Consider the following 14,070-nt stretch of genomic DNA (forward strand, 5'->3'; position numbering starts at 1 on the left):
TCAACTGAATCGACGCACCCGCGCGTCGAGATGTTCCCGCGCCGCCGGCGGGGTCTGCTCCGCGAACGTCTCCAGCGCCGCCCGCGCCTCGTCGGACAGCGTCGCGGGGACCACCACGTCGAGGGTGACCAGCAGGTCACCGGCGCGGCCGTCCTTGCGTACGACGCCCTTGCCCCGGGCGCGCAGCACCCGACCGCCGGGTGTGCCCGGCGGCACCCGCAGGGTCACCGTGCCGTCCAGGGTCGGCACCCGCAGGTCGGTGCCGAGCACCGCCTCCGCGAACGTGATCGGCACGGTCAGGGTCAGGTCGTCCCCGGTGCGCCCGAACAGCTCGTCCGGGCGGACCTTCACGTGCACGAACAGGTCGCCCGCCGGGCCGCCCCGCTCGCCGGGCTCGCCCCGGCCGGCCAGCCGGATGCGCTGGCCGTCGGCCACGCCCGCCGGGAAGCGCACGTTCAGGGTGCGGGTCTTGGTGACCCCGCCGGTGCCCTGGCACTCGGGGCACTTCTCCTCGACGATGGTGCCGACGCCCTGGCAGTTGCGGCACGGCTCGGAGAAGCTGAACGACCCCTGGTTGCGGGTGGTCACCCCGGCGCCGTGGCAGACCGGGCAGGCCACCGGCTGGGTGCCGGGCTTGGCCCCGTTGCCGTGGCAGGTGTCGCAGACACCGGGGGCACGCAGGGTCAGCGGCAGGGTGACGCCGCGGACCGCGTCGGGGAAGTCGAGCGCCACCTCGGTCTCGACGTCCCGACCCCGGGCCGGGCCGCGCGGACGGGTCGCGCCGCCGGCGCCCCCACCCGTGAAGATCGAGCTGAACAGGTCACCCAGGCCGCCGCCACCGAACCGGGCCTCGCCGCCGGCCGCCCCGCCGCCGAACAGGTCGGAGACGTCGAACGGCATGCCGCCGGGCTGGCCCGCGCCGCGGGCGTTGCGCCGGAAGGCGCCCGAGCCGAAGAGGGAGCGCATCTCGTCGTACTCGCGGCGCTTCTTCTCGTCGCCGAGCACGGCGTACGCCTCGGAGACGGCCTTGAACCGCTCCTCGGCCTTCGGGTCCCCGGGGTTGTGGTCCGGGTGCGACTCCCGAGCCAGCTTCCGGTACGACTTCTTGATCTCGTCCGAGGAGGCGGACTTCTCCACGCCCAGCGCGGCGTAGTAGTCCTTCTCGATCCAGTCCTTGGAACTCACCGGTCCACCCCCTTCCACGGGACGTACCCCGGTCGTCCCGCCCGCCCGGTGTGGGCGGGCGGGACGTCACGGGTCGGCACTACTCCGGATCGGCGACCGCGACCAGGGCGGGCCGCAGCAGCCGTTCGCCGAGCTGGTAACCCCGGCGCATGACCTGCACGCAGGTCGGTTCGGTCACGTCGGCGGAGGTCTGGTGCGCCACCGCCTCGTGCCGGGTCGGGTCGAACGGGTCACCCTGCTCGCCGAAGGCGGTCAGGCCGAACTTGGCCAGCGCGGCGGTGAGCTGGTCGGCCACGCTGCCGAAGGGGCCCACCAGGTCGCCGTGCTCGCGGGCCCGGTCCAGGTCGTCCAGGATCGGCAGCAGCGCGGTCAGCACCGTGCCGGTCGCCTGCTCCTGGACCAGGCTGCGGTCCCGGTCGACCCGCTTGCGGTAGTTGGCGTACTCCGCCGACACCCGCTGGACGTCGCGGGTCCGCTCGTCCAGCTCGGCCCGGAGGGACTCCAGCTCGGCCCCGAGCGGGGCGTTCGCCGGGGCGGACTCCTCGCTCGGCTGGGCCGGGGCGTCCACCACCGGCGGGCCGGAGACCGGGGCGTCGGCCTCGCCCTCGATCTCGTCGACCACGACCTCGGCCTCCTCGACCAGCCCCTCGGCGGGCGCGTCGGCCGCGGCGTCGGCGGCCGACGTGTCGGTCACCGCCTGCTCGGTGGTCTCGGTGGTCTCGGTGGTCTTGCCGATCTTGCGCTTGTCACGGATGACGACCCGCGGCTCCTCACCGGCGCCCTTGCCGGCGGTCGCGGAGCCACCCGGCGCCGACCCGGTGGAGCCCGGGTCGGCGGCTCGTGGCTTCTCCGTCATGCGGCTACCTCATCCCTCTGCGAGAAACGTGTCCGGGACCGAACGTCACTTCTTGTCCTCGTCCACGATCTCCGCGTCGACCACGTCGTCGGGGCCGCCGGCCTGGGCGCCACCGGGCGCACCGGCGCCCGCACCCGGCCCGGCCGCGCCCGGGGCGGCCTGCTCGCCCTGCTGCTGCGAGTAGAGCAGCGAGCCGGCCTGCTGGGAGACCTGTGCCAGCTTCTCGTGCGCGGCCTTGATCTTCTCGATGTCCTGGCCGCCGAGGGCGCTGCGCAGCTCGCCGAGCGCCTCGTTGAGCTGGTCACGGTTCTCGGCGGGCAGCTTGTCGCCGCTCTCGGCGAGGAACTTCTCGGTCTGCCACTGGAGCGCCTCGGCCACGTTGCGGGTCTCGGCCTCGTCGCGGCGCCGCTTGTCCTCGTCGGCGTGCTCCTCGGCGTCCCGGCGCATCCGCTCGATGTCGTCCTTCGGCAGCGACGAGCCGCCGGTGATCGTCATCTTCTGTTCCTTGCCGGTGCCCAGGTCCTTGGCGTGCACGTTGACGATGCCGTTGGCGTCGATGTCGAAGGTGACCTCGATCTGCGGCACGCCGCGGGGCGCCGGCGGGAGGCCGGTCAGCTCGAAGGTGCCGAGCTTCTTGTTGTAGGCCGCGATCTCCCGCTCGCCCTGGAACACCTGGATCAGCACCGACGGCTGGTTGTCGTCGGCCGTGGTGAAGACCTCGGAGCGCTTGGTCGGGATGGTGGTGTTGCGCTCGATGAGCTTGGTGAAGATGCCGCCCTTGGTCTCGATGCCCAGGCTCAGCGGGGTCACGTCGAGCAGCAGGACGTCCTTGACCTCACCCTTGAGGACACCGGCCTGGAGGGCGGCGCCGACGGCGACGACCTCGTCCGGGTTGACGCCCTTGTTCGGGTCGCGGCCCGTGAGCTGCTTGACCAGGTCGGTCACGGCCGGCATCCGGGTCGAGCCGCCGACCAGGATGACGTGGTCGACATCGGAGATCTTGATCCCGGCGTCCTTGACGGCCTGCTCGAACGGGCCCTTGCAGCGGTCCAGCAGGTCCTGCGTCATGCGCTGGAACTCGGCGCGGCTCAGCGTCACGTCGAGGTGCAGCGGGCCGGCCGCGCCGGCCGTGATGTACGGCAGGTTGATGTTGCTGGTGGTGGCGGCGGACAGCTCGATCTTGGCCTTCTCGGCCGCCTCCTTGAGCCGCTGCATGGCCATCTTGTCCTGGGACAGGTCGATGCCGTGCTCGCCGCGGAAGGTCTTCACCAGGTGGTCGATGATCCGCTGGTCCCAGTCGTCACCACCGAGGTGGTTGTCACCGCTGGTGGACTTGACCTCGATGACGCCCTCGGCCAGCTCCAGCAGCGAGACGTCGAAGGTGCCGCCACCCAGGTCGAAGACCAGGACGGTCTGCTCCTTGGAGCCCTTGTCGAGGCCGTACGCCAGGGCCGCCGCGGTCGGCTCGTTCACGATCCGCAGCACGTTGAAGCCGGCGATCTCGCCGGCCTCCTTGGTGGCCTGCCGCTGGCCGTCGTTGAAGTAGGCCGGCACGGTGATGACCGCGTCGGTGATCTGCTCACCCAGGTACGCCTCGGCGTCCCGCTTGAGCTTCATCAGCGTGCGGGCCGAGATCTCCTGCGGGGTGTACTTCTTGCCGTCGATGTCGACGGTCCAGTTGGTGCCGATCTCCCGCTTGACCGAGCGGATGGTCCGGTCCGGGTTCGTCACCGCCTGGCGCTTGGCGACCTCACCGACGAGCACCTCGCCGTTGCGGGCGAACGCGACGATCGAGGGGGTCGTCCGCGAGCCCTCCGCGTTGGCGATGACGGTGGGCTCACCGCCCTCGAGAACGCTGACGCAGGAGTTCGTCGTGCCGAGGTCGATGCCGACCGCACGTGCCATGTTCGCTTCCTCGCTTCGTAACGGTGAGCAGGTCAACGGGCCTGCCCGGCGGGTCGCCCGCAGCGACCGCACCACAAGTTGAGTGAACTTGACTCAATAGTGCCACGCGCCCGGCAATCCGCAAGTCGAGGTTGAGCCGACCCGACGCAACCTGACCGTTATTACCGTCCGGTTGTCTTACCTTGCGTCGGTCGGGCACGCTTTAGCGGTGACGACGCACGGCGATCCCGCCACCCATGCCGGCGCGCCCGCCGTCGCAGCCCGCACCGGACCCGACGCCGGTCAGGACCCGCCTGCCGACGCGGGGGGTCTGCCCGCCGCACTCACCGGCCTGCGGGCCGCGATCGGGGCGGCCCGGTTCCCGCTGGCCCTGCCCTCGGCCGAGCCGGCCCGGCGCACCGCCGCCGGCCTCACCGACCAGCTCGACGACTACCTGCTGCCCCGGCTCGCCCGCCTCGACGCCCCGCTGCTGGTCGTGGTCGGCGGCTCGACGGGCGCCGGCAAGTCGACGCTCGTCAACAGTCTGGTCCAGGCGCGGGTCAGCGCCGCCGGCGTCCTGCGCCCGACCACCCGCTCGCCGGTGCTGGTCTGCAACCCGGCCGACGCCGCCTGGTTCCGCCAGGGCGAGCTGCTGCCCGGCCTGACCCGCACCACCGAGCCGAGCGAGCACCCGGGCACCCTCCAGCTGGTCACCGCCCCCGCGCTTCCGGCCGGGCTGGCCTTCCTCGACGCGCCCGACATCGACTCGGTGGTCGACGCCAACCGGGCGCTCGCCGGTCAGTTGCTGGCCGCCGCCGACCTCTGGCTCTTCGTCACCACGGCCGCCCGCTACGCCGACGCCGTCCCGTGGGAGCTGCTGCGCAGCGCCCGGGCCCGGGGCACGGCCGTGGCCATGGTCCTCGACCGGGTGCCCCCGGAGGCCGCCGACGAGATCGCCGCCCACCTGTCGGAGATGCTCGCCGCGCAGGATCTGGGCGCGGCGCCGCTGTTCGTGCTGCCGGAGACCTGGGTGGACGGGCAGGGGCTGCTCCCCGACCGGGTCACCGCCCCGCTGGGCGCCTGGTTCGCCCGGCTCGCCGCCGACGCCGAGGCCCGTTCGGCGGTGGTCCGGCAGACCCTCGACGGCGCGCTGGCCGCCCTGCACCCCACCGTGGACGCGCTGGCCGACGCCGCCGACGAGCAGGTGGCCGCCGCCGACGCGCTCGACGAGCGGGTCCGGGCGGCCTACCGGGGGGCGGAACGGACCGTCGACCAGGGGCTCAAGGACGGCCGGCTGCTGCGCGGCGAGGTGCTGGCCCGCTGGCAGGAGTTCGTCGGCACCGGCGAGTTCTTCCGCAGCCTGGAGGCGCGGATCGGCCGGCTGCGCGACCGGCTGGTCGCCGCGGTCACCGGCCGCCCGGCCCCGGCCGCCGAGCTGCGGAACGCCATCGAGTCGCAGCTCGTCACGCTGCTGCGCGGGGTGGCCGCCGAGGCGGCGGAGAACGCGTACACCGGGTGGAAGGCGCATCCGGCCGGGGCGGCGCTGCTCGAACCGGAGATGGCGCACCCCTCGGCCGACCTGCCCGAGCGCGCCGAGCGGCTGGTCCGCGACTGGCAGCGGGGCGTGCTGGAGCTGGTCCGGGCCGAGGGCGGCGACCGCCGCTTCGTGGCCCGCACCGCCGCGTACGCGGTGAACGCCACCGGCCTGGCCGTCATGATCGCGGTCTTCGCGGCCACCGCCTTCATCCCGACCGGCCTGGAGGTCGCCACCGGCGCCGGCACCACGGTCGCCGCTCAGGCGGTCCTCCAGGCGATCTTCGGCGACCAGGCGGTCCGCAACCTGGCCAGCAAGGCGCGGGTGGACCTGCTGAGCCGGATCGGCGCGCTGCTGACGGAGGAGGCCGACCGGTTCCTCGCCCGCACCGCCGAGGCCCGCCCGGCCGCCGAGACCGGCGACGCGCTGCGCCGGGCCGCCGGCGAGGTGGAGAAGGCCCGGCACCGCGCCGGCCTCTCCGGCACGTCGGGCCCGGTGCTGCCCGCCGCCGACCAGGGCGGGCGCGCGTGAGCAACATCGTCGGCCGGATGCGGGAGGCGTTCCGGGGCGGCCAGCGGGTCGACCCCGACGTCCTGATCGCGCGCCTCCAGGCGCTCCGGCGCTTCCTCGGCGCCGTCGACGGCCAGGTGCCCGACGCCCAGCTGGTCGGCGCGCACACCGTTGTCGAGCGGGCCGGCACCCGGCTCGCCCTCTCCGGCCACCACACCGTGGTCGCGCTGGCCGGGGCGACCGGCAGCGGCAAGTCGAGCCTGTTCAACGCCCTCGCCCGGCTGGACCTCTCCCCGGTGGGCGTGCGCCGGCCGACCACCGGGGTGGCGCACGCCTGCGTCTGGGGCCAGCTGGACGGCGCGTCCCGGCTGCTCGACTGGATCGGGGTGCTGCCCCGGCACCGGTTCGTCCGGGAGAGCCCACTGGACGGCGACGACGAGTCCGCCCTGCACAGCCTCGTCCTGCTGGACCTGCCCGACTTCGACTCGGTGCAGCGGACCCACCGGCTGGAGGTGGACCGGCTGCTCGGCCTTGTCGACCTGGTGGTCTGGGTGGTCGACCCGCAGAAGTACGCCGACCGCGTGATCCACACCAGCTACCTGCGCGAGTTCCACCGGCACCGGGACGTGACGGTGGTGGTGCTCAACCAGGCCGACCGCCTGCCCCCGGCCGAGCTGCCCCGCGTCCTCGGCGACCTGCGCCGGCTGCTCGACGCCGACGGGCTGGAGGGGGTCCCGCTGCTGCCCACCGTGGCCGTGGACCCGGCCGGGCTGGACGGGCTCCGCGCCGAGCTGGAGCGTACGGTCGCCGAACGGCAGGCCGCGCTGCGCCGGCTGGCCGGCGACGTCGACGCCGTGGTGGCCGAACTCGAACCGCTGGTCGGGCCGGAGGCGCCCCGCAGCGGGCCGGGTGACGCCTCCGCGCGGCAGCTCACCACGGCGCTCGCCGGATCGGCCGGGGTGCCGACGGTGGCCGAGGCGGTCGAGGGGGCGTACCGGCACCGGGCGGTCGGCAGCACCGGCTGGCCGCTGGTCCGCGGCTGGCGGAAGCTGCGGCCGGACCCGCTGCGCCGGCTGCACCTGCCCGGCGGGGGCGCCGACGCGCCGGCGGAGAGCCTGGTCGCGGCCACCTCCGTACCCGATGCCACCGCCGCGCAGCGCTCGGCGCTCAACCTGGCCATCCGCGCGGTGGCCGACCGGTCCGCCGCCGACCTGCCGGCGCCCTGGCCGGCCGCGGTGACCGCCGCGGCCCGGTCCCGGCTGGCCGACCTGCCGGACGCGCTGGACCACGCGGTGGCCGCCACCGACCTGGGCATGGACCGCCGGCCGACCTGGTGGCGGGTGGTCGGCGCGCTCCAGTGGCTGGTCACCCTCGCGGCGCTGGCCGGCCTGGCCTGGCTGGTGCTGGGCTACGCGCTGCGCATCCTCGGCCTGCCCGCCCTGGACTACCCCGACCTCGGCGAGGTGCCCTGGCCCACCGCGCTGCTGCTCGGCGGCCTGCTGGCCGGGCTGCTGGTCGCGGCGCTGAGCCGGCCGGTGATCCGGTGGGCGGCGCGGCGCGCCCGGCAGCGGGCGGAGCGGCGGCTGCTCACCTCGGTGGGCAGCGTCGGCGAGAAGTACGTGCTGAACCCGGTCTGGGCGGTGCTGGCCCGCTACGCCGAGGCGCGCGAGGCGCTGCGGGAGGCGGCCCGGGGCTGAGCGCCGGCACGGCGGGCCCGGCGTGCTGACCGGTGTCCCGGCCCGGCGCACGGCGTAGGGTCGGTGCATGGCCACGCCACAGACCCCCTACGAGGCGGTGCTGCACGCCGCTCGCGACGTGACGAGGCTCGACTCCGCCCTGGACGCGGAGATGCTCGGCGCCGCGCTGCTCGGCAGCGTCTACGCCGTTGCCGAGACCGACCGGGAGAACGCCGTCCGCGAGTTCGTGGCCGGCTTCCTCACCGCCACCTCGCGCCGCCGCAGCGCCGCCGCGACCACCATCCGTGCCGTCTTCGCCGCCCTCGTGCCGGACGCCGAGGGAGCCGCCCGGGTCCGCCCGGGCGCGTACGCCCCGGCCTGGGCCGGCCAGCTCGGCCGGGTGCACCTCACCGGCGCCTGGTCGTACGGCGACGTGTACGGCGACCAGACCTCCTACCTGGCCACCTTCGCCTACGACGACGCCGAGGGCGGGCCGGAGCACGCCCTGGTCGCCCTGGTCGACCACAACATCGGGATCACCAAGGACGTGTTCGTCGGCGGCCCGGCCGCCCGGATCGTCGAGCAGGCCCGGGAGATCTGCACCGAGGACGAGTTCACCTGGTTCCGCACCGAGGACCCGGCCCGGATGCGCGCCGAGGTGGGCCGTCACCTGGCGGTCACCGACGACCTCGGGGAGCTGCCCGCCCAGGGCTCGCTGGCCACCGACCGGGCGCTTGTGGGCGCCCGGCTGGCCACGCTTCCCGGCCCGGCCCTGCCGGCGGCGACGGCCGACGTCCCGCCGCTCACCGACGAGGTACGGACCCGGCTGGTCCGGGCCTTCCTCGGCTCGCCGGAGGCCGTCCGGTTCGGCCTGGACCGGGTGGCCGACGGGGAGCTGGCCTCGCTGCACTTCTGCCTGGGCCTGCTGCTGGACCACGCGGCGAGCTTCCCGGACGCCGACCCGATGCGGTGGAGCCCGACGGTGGCCGAGCTGTTCCTCCTCGACTGGGTGCACCGCCGGGCCGTGCTGGACATGGACGACGCGGCCATGCTGCCCCGGGTGCTACGCGGCTGGGCGGCGTACGCGGCCCGCCAGCGGGGGCTGCCGGCGGCGGCGGCCACCCGCACGGACGAGGCGGTCGCGGAGATGGTCCCCGAGTTCGCCCGGCTCTACAGCACCGGCGAGCGGCGCAGCCCGGCCACGGCGGCGGTGGCGCAGCTCATGGCGGACGGCGTCGACCCGGACGATCCGGTCGCGCTGGACGCCTGGATCGAGGCGAACCGCCACCGCCTCACCGACGACCCGGCCTGACCCCTGCGAACCACTGCGGATCAGGCCGCGGTGGCGGTCGGGTCGGCGCTGGCCGACGCCGGGGCGCTCGGGTCCGGGTCGGCGCGCGGGCTGGGCGTCGGCGTGGGCGACTCCTCCGGCGGCGTGCCGGTCGGTGACGGGGTGCCATCCGGCGGCGCCGTCGTCGCGTCCGGCCCGTCGGTCGGCGACGGCGCCAGGGTCGGCTCCGGTGAGCTGCTGGTGGGTTCGGCGGTCGGGCTGGGGCTCGGCTCCGGGGTGGCCGGGCCGGACGGCGAGGGCGACGGCACCGGCGACGGGCGCGGCGAGCCGGCCGGCGTGGTCCGGGTCGCGCGGGGCACCGGCACGGGCGCGGGGGCGGCCGGGCGGGACCGGCGGGAGCCGAGGTCGCTGTCGTCGGGCAGGGCCGGCGCGGCGGGGAGCACCGGCACGGGAGGCACGGTGGTGGCCGCCGGGCCGGGAACGGGCGTCCGGCTGGGCGGCAGGGGGGACTGGTTCCCCTCCGGCAGCGGGATGACCACCGGGCCGACCGAGGGGGTCGGGATGAACGGCGTGCTGCTGTCCGGGAGGGCGCTGTTTCCCACGGTGGCCGATCCGGCGCTGAAGGCCGCGAGGATGGGCATCGAGGCGGTGCCGGCCAGCAGGGCGACGGTGAACAGGTAGCCGCGGCTCGGGCCGCCCAGGCCGTGTGCGCGGTGGGCACCGACCACCCGCCGGTAGCCGGATCGGGGCACCGCCCGGTGCCGGCCGAGGAACGGAGTACCCGGAGGACCCTCTGGCGGCTCGGACACCGGCATTCTCCTCGTACGCGTCGACAGGGCGGAAACCCGGCGCAGGCCAAACGGACAAATGCCGCGCGGGGGTTATCGCCAGCTTGAACCAGTGACGCTCAGTTCACCAGCCACCACAGCGTGTCGACACACAAATTGTCCGTCGATCGAGGACGGCTCACCAGACAAATGCGTCTATGAGTCGCGAACGAGACGGAACGTCACCGGCGGAGGAGGCCATACTGTGGGCCCGCTCACCTCCTCTGCAATCATTCAGGCACGACGGCAACGCAGCCGCTACCTCCGCGCACCCCGCGGCTGGTGCGGTACGGCGCCGGCGCTCCCGGGTCGGGCTCCTGATCGGACCCGGCTCACGCCGCGCGGCAACCCTCACCGGGGCTAGGCGCGGCCGCCAGGGACCGACCCGGCACCAGCCGGGTCGGGCGCACGATGTGCGCGGCACGGGTCACCCCCCGGCGCCGGCGCAGACCAGACAGGGAGAGACGGATGGCAAAGGGCGACCCCGGGGCCGCCACCCGCACCAGGCGGGCCGCACCCCGTACCAAGCGCGCCGCCGCCACAGGCGAACCGGAGCTCGTGCAGCTGCTCACGCCCGAGGGCGAGCGGATCGAGACCGCGCTCGGCCCGGACGGGACCGAGTACCGCGTCGACTTCACCGACGAGGAGTACCGCGGGCTCTACCGCGACCTCGTGCTAGTCCGGAAGCTCGACGCCGAGGCCACGGCGCTCCAGCGCCAGGGCGAGCTGGGCCTCTGGGCCAGCCTGCTGGGCCAGGAGGCGGCGCAGGTCGGCTCCGGCCGGGCGCTGCGTACGCAGGACATGGCCTTCCCGACCTACCGGGAGCACGGCGTCCTCTACTGCCGGGGCATCGACCCGATCATGCCGCTCGGCCTGTTCCGCGGCGTCGACCAGGGCGGCTGGGACCCGAACGAGTTCAAGTTCAACATGTACACGATCGTCATCGGGGCGCAGACCCTGCACGCGACCGGGTACGCCATGGGTGTCGCCATGGACGGCAAGACCGGCAGCGACGACGGCGAGGCGGTGATCGCCTACTTCGGCGACGGCGCCACCAGCCAGGGCGACGTGAACGAGTCGTTCGTCTGGGCCAGCGTCTTCAACGCCCCCCTGGTGTTCTTCTGCCAGAACAACCAGTACGCCATCTCCGAGCCGCTGGAGCGGCAGACCCGCGTCCCGCTCTACCAGCGGGCCGGCGGCTTCGGCTTCCCCGGCGTCCGGGTGGACGGCAACGACGTGCTCGCGTCGTACGCGGTGACCCGGCACGCGCTGGACAACGCGCGGCACGGCCAGGGCCCGAGCCTCATCGAGGCGTACACCTACCGGATGGGCGCGCACACCACCTCCGACGACCCGACCCGCTACCGGATCGCCAGCGAGGTCGAGGCCTGGCAGGCCAAGGACCCGATCGCCCGGATGAAGGCGTTCCTCACCAAGCAGCAGATCGTCGACGAGTCGTTCTTCGCCGAGGTCGACGAGCAGGCCCGCGCCGAGTCGGTGCACCTGCGCGAGCGGGTGCTCGCCATGCCGAACCCGGAGCCGGTGACCATGTTCGACCACGTCTACCCCAACGGGTCCCCGGAGCTCGACGAGCAGCGGGCCCAGTTCTCGAAGTACATGGAGTCGTTCGAGGGGAGCGCCCACTGATGGCCACGGAGACGCTCACCCTCGGCAAGGCCCTCAACGCCGGCCTCCGCAAGGCCCTGGAGAACGACCCCAAGGTCGTCATCATGGGCGAGGACGTCGGCAAGCTCGGCGGTGTCTTCCGGATCACCGACGGCCTCCAGAAGGACTTCGGCGACCAGCGGGTGATCGACACCCCGCTCGCCGAGTCCGGCATCATCGGCACCGCGGTCGGCCTGGCCATCCGCGGCTTCCGGCCGGTCTGCGAGATCCAGTTCGACGGCTTCGTCTACCCCGCGTACGACCAGATCGTGTCGCAGGTGGCGAAGATGCACTACCGCTCCCAGGGCAAGGTACGGATCCCCATGGTCATCCGGATCCCCTACGGCGGTGGCATCGGCGCGGTCGAGCACCACTCGGAGTCGCCCGAGGCGTACTTCGCGCACACCGCCGGCCTGAAGGTCGTGACCTGCGCGAACCCGCAGGACGCGTACTCGATGATCCAGCAGGCCATCGCCTCCGACGACCCGATCGTCTTCCTGGAGCCGAAGCGGCGCTACTGGGAGAAGGGCCCGGTCGAGCTGGACGCCCCGCTGGCCGACGCGTACCCGCTGCACGCCGCCCGGGTCGCCCGTCCGGGCACCGACGCCACGGTGCTGGCGTACGGCCCGATGGTGCGTACCGCCCTGGACGCGGCCACCGCCGCCGCCGAGGACGGCCGGGAGCTGGAGGTCGTCGACCTGCGTACGCTCTCGCCGCTGGACCTGACCGCCGCGTACGAGTCGGTGAAACGCACCGGCCGCTGCGTGGTCGTCCATGAGGCCCCGGGCAACCTGGGCCTCGGGTCGGAGATCGCCGCCCGGATCACCGAGGAGTGCTTCTACTCCCTGGAGTCCCCGGTGCTGCGGGTCACCGGCTTCGACACCCCCTACCCGGCCGCCCGGGTCGAGGAGGAGTACCTGCCCGACCTCGACCGGGTGCTCGACGCCGTCGACCGCACCTTCGGCTGGTGAGCGGCATGTCGCGGATCAAGGAGTTCAACCTCCCCGACCTGGGCGAGGGCCTGACCGAGGGCGAGATCCTCGCCTGGCTGGTCAAGGTGGGCGACGACATCGAGCTGAACCAGCCGATCGTCGAGGTGGAGACCGCCAAGGCGGCGGTCGAGATCCCGGCGAAGTGGGCCGGCCGGGTGCAGGCGATCTTCCACCCGGAGGGCGCCACGGTCGAGGTCGGCAGCCCGATCATCGCGATCGACACCGACCCGAACGCCGGCCCGATCGAGCAGTCGACGACCGGTGCGCCGGCCGCCGACCTCCCCACCCCGTCGGCGGCCTCGCTGGCCGCCGTCGAGGTCGCGCCCGAGGAGGGCATGGTCGAGCCGGGCCTGATCGGTGGCGTGGCGCCGGGCGGGCGTACCGCCGTGCTGGTCGGCTACGGCCCGCGGAACGCGCCGGCCAAGCGCCGCCCGCGCAAGGGCGGCGTCCCGGCCCAGGCCGCGACGGCCCCGGCCGCCCCGGTCCAGGCCGCCCCGGTCCAGCCCGCTCCGGCGCCGGCCCCGGTGGTCCCGGCGCCCGCGCTGAACGGCAACGGCCGGCCGGCCGGCGGCCCGGTGCTGGCCAAGCCGCCGGTCCGCAAGCTCGCCAAGGACCTCGGCGTCGACCTCGCCGCGCTGACCGGGTCGGGCCCGCTGGGCTCGATCACCCGGGAGGACGTACAGCGGGCGGCGTCGGCCCCGGCGGCGGCCGAGCCGCTGACGGTCGCGGCGCCGGTCACGGCCGCCGCGAGCTTCGGCGCCGACCGCGAGCAGCGCATCCCCGTCAAGGGGGTACGCAAGCTCACCGCCGAGAACATGTCGCGCTCGGCGTTCACCGCCCCGCACGTCACGGAGTTCCTGACCGTCGACATGACCCGGGCCATGAAGGCGCTGGACCGGCTCCGCGAGCGGCGCGAGTGGCGGGACGTCCGCGTCTCGCCGCTGCTGCTCGTCGCCAAGGCGGTGCTGCTGGCGGTCAAGCGTCACCCGATGGTCAACTCGACCTGGGCCGGCGACGAGATCGTGGTCAAGGACTACGTGAACCTGGGCATCGCGGCGGCCACCGAGCGCGGCCTGATCGTGCCGAACATCAAGGACGCCGGCCGGCTCTCGCTGCGCGGGCTGGCGGACGCGATGACCGACCTCGTGCAGACGGCCAAGGCGGGGAAGACCTCGCCGGCCGACATGTCGGGCGGCACGCTGACCATCACCAACGTCGGCGTCTTCGGCGTCGACACCGGCACGCCGATCCTGCCTCCGGGCGAGTCCGCGATCCTCGCCTTCGGCGCGGTGCGGGAGCTGCCCTGGGTGCACAAGGGCAAGGTCAAGCCGCGCCTGGTCACCACCCTGGGCCTGTCCTTCGACCACCGGATCATCGACGGTGAGCTCGGCTCGAAGTTCCTCCGCGACGTCGGGGACTTCCTGGCCGACCCGGAGGCGGCGCTGCTCGCCTGGACCTGACGGTCCGACCGCGCCAGGCAGACGGCCGGTGTGCACGGGTGAACACCCGGCACACCGGCCGTTGCCGTTGGGGGAAGAAAGTTCGGCCGAGCGGGGCGGTTGACCTACGATCCTTAGGTCCGTGGTTCAGCTCACCTAATAATCGATGGAATCTGGCGGCGTTCTGGGGTTCAATAGACACATCAAGGGG

Annotated in this window: 10 protein-coding genes; 7 read left to right on the forward strand and 3 right to left on the reverse strand. The window is 74.1% G+C overall.

The features are described 5' to 3' along the window. The 3 genes from dnaJ to dnaK all read right to left on the reverse strand — a co-directional run bounded on the left by dnaJ (position 1) and on the right by dnaK (position 3,946). On the reverse strand, positions 1-1,185 hold the full coding sequence (dnaJ, locus tag GA0070603_RS19155) for a molecular chaperone DnaJ (protein ID WP_091315954.1): 1,185 nt from the start codon (positions 1,183-1,185) through the stop codon (positions 1-3). Positions 1,186-1,264: 79 nt separating this feature from the next. After that, positions 1,265-2,041, reverse strand: a complete 777-nt coding sequence (grpE, locus tag GA0070603_RS19160; RefSeq protein ID WP_091315957.1) for a nucleotide exchange factor GrpE — start codon at positions 2,039-2,041, stop codon at positions 1,265-1,267. A 45-nt stretch (positions 2,042-2,086) separates the two neighbouring features. Beyond that, the gene (gene dnaK, locus GA0070603_RS19165) at positions 2,087-3,946 is read right to left on the reverse strand and encodes a molecular chaperone DnaK (protein WP_091315960.1); all 1,860 of its coding nucleotides are present in this window, start codon (positions 3,944-3,946) and stop codon (positions 2,087-2,089) included. 208 nt (positions 3,947-4,154) lie between these two features. Between dnaK and GA0070603_RS19170 the strand changes: the two genes are divergently transcribed. The 7 genes from GA0070603_RS19170 to GA0070603_RS19200 all read left to right on the forward strand — a co-directional run bounded on the left by GA0070603_RS19170 (position 4,155) and on the right by GA0070603_RS19200 (position 13,880). Next, positions 4,155-5,990: a GTPase domain-containing protein gene (locus GA0070603_RS19170; RefSeq protein ID WP_091315964.1), complete on the forward strand. Its 1,836-nt coding sequence runs from the start codon at positions 4,155-4,157 to the stop codon at positions 5,988-5,990. A 17-nt stretch (positions 5,991-6,007) separates the two neighbouring features. Continuing rightward, on the forward strand, positions 6,008-7,666 hold the full coding sequence (locus tag GA0070603_RS19175; RefSeq protein ID WP_091322099.1) for a GTPase: 1,659 nt from the start codon (positions 6,008-6,010) through the stop codon (positions 7,664-7,666). Between the two features lie 67 nt (positions 7,667-7,733). After that, entirely contained in the window at positions 7,734-8,957 is a 1,224-nt protein-coding gene (locus tag GA0070603_RS19180; protein ID WP_091315967.1) for a hypothetical protein, read from the forward strand. Positions 8,958-8,987: 30 nt separating this feature from the next. Further along, a complete protein-coding gene (locus GA0070603_RS31285; RefSeq protein WP_139131898.1) occupies positions 8,988-9,617 on the forward strand; it encodes a hypothetical protein in 630 nt (209 codons plus the stop codon). A gap of 614 nt (positions 9,618-10,231) precedes the next feature. Continuing rightward, the gene (gene pdhA / locus GA0070603_RS19190) at positions 10,232-11,410 is read left to right on the forward strand and encodes a pyruvate dehydrogenase (acetyl-transferring) E1 component subunit alpha (RefSeq protein WP_091315973.1); all 1,179 of its coding nucleotides are present in this window, start codon (positions 10,232-10,234) and stop codon (positions 11,408-11,410) included. After that, positions 11,410-12,399, forward strand: a complete 990-nt coding sequence (locus GA0070603_RS19195; protein ID WP_091315981.1) for an alpha-ketoacid dehydrogenase subunit beta — start codon at positions 11,410-11,412, stop codon at positions 12,397-12,399. Before pdhA ends, GA0070603_RS19195 begins: the two co-directional genes overlap by 1 nt. Positions 12,400-12,404: 5 nt before the next feature. Next, a complete protein-coding gene (locus GA0070603_RS19200) occupies positions 12,405-13,880 on the forward strand; it encodes a dihydrolipoamide acetyltransferase family protein (protein ID WP_091315986.1) in 1,476 nt (491 codons plus the stop codon). Positions 13,881-14,070 lie beyond the last annotated feature (190 nt).

The sequence above is a fragment of the Micromonospora chersina genome (genome assembly GCF_900091475.1).
Taxonomy (GTDB): domain Bacteria; phylum Actinomycetota; class Actinomycetes; order Mycobacteriales; family Micromonosporaceae; genus Micromonospora; species Micromonospora chersina.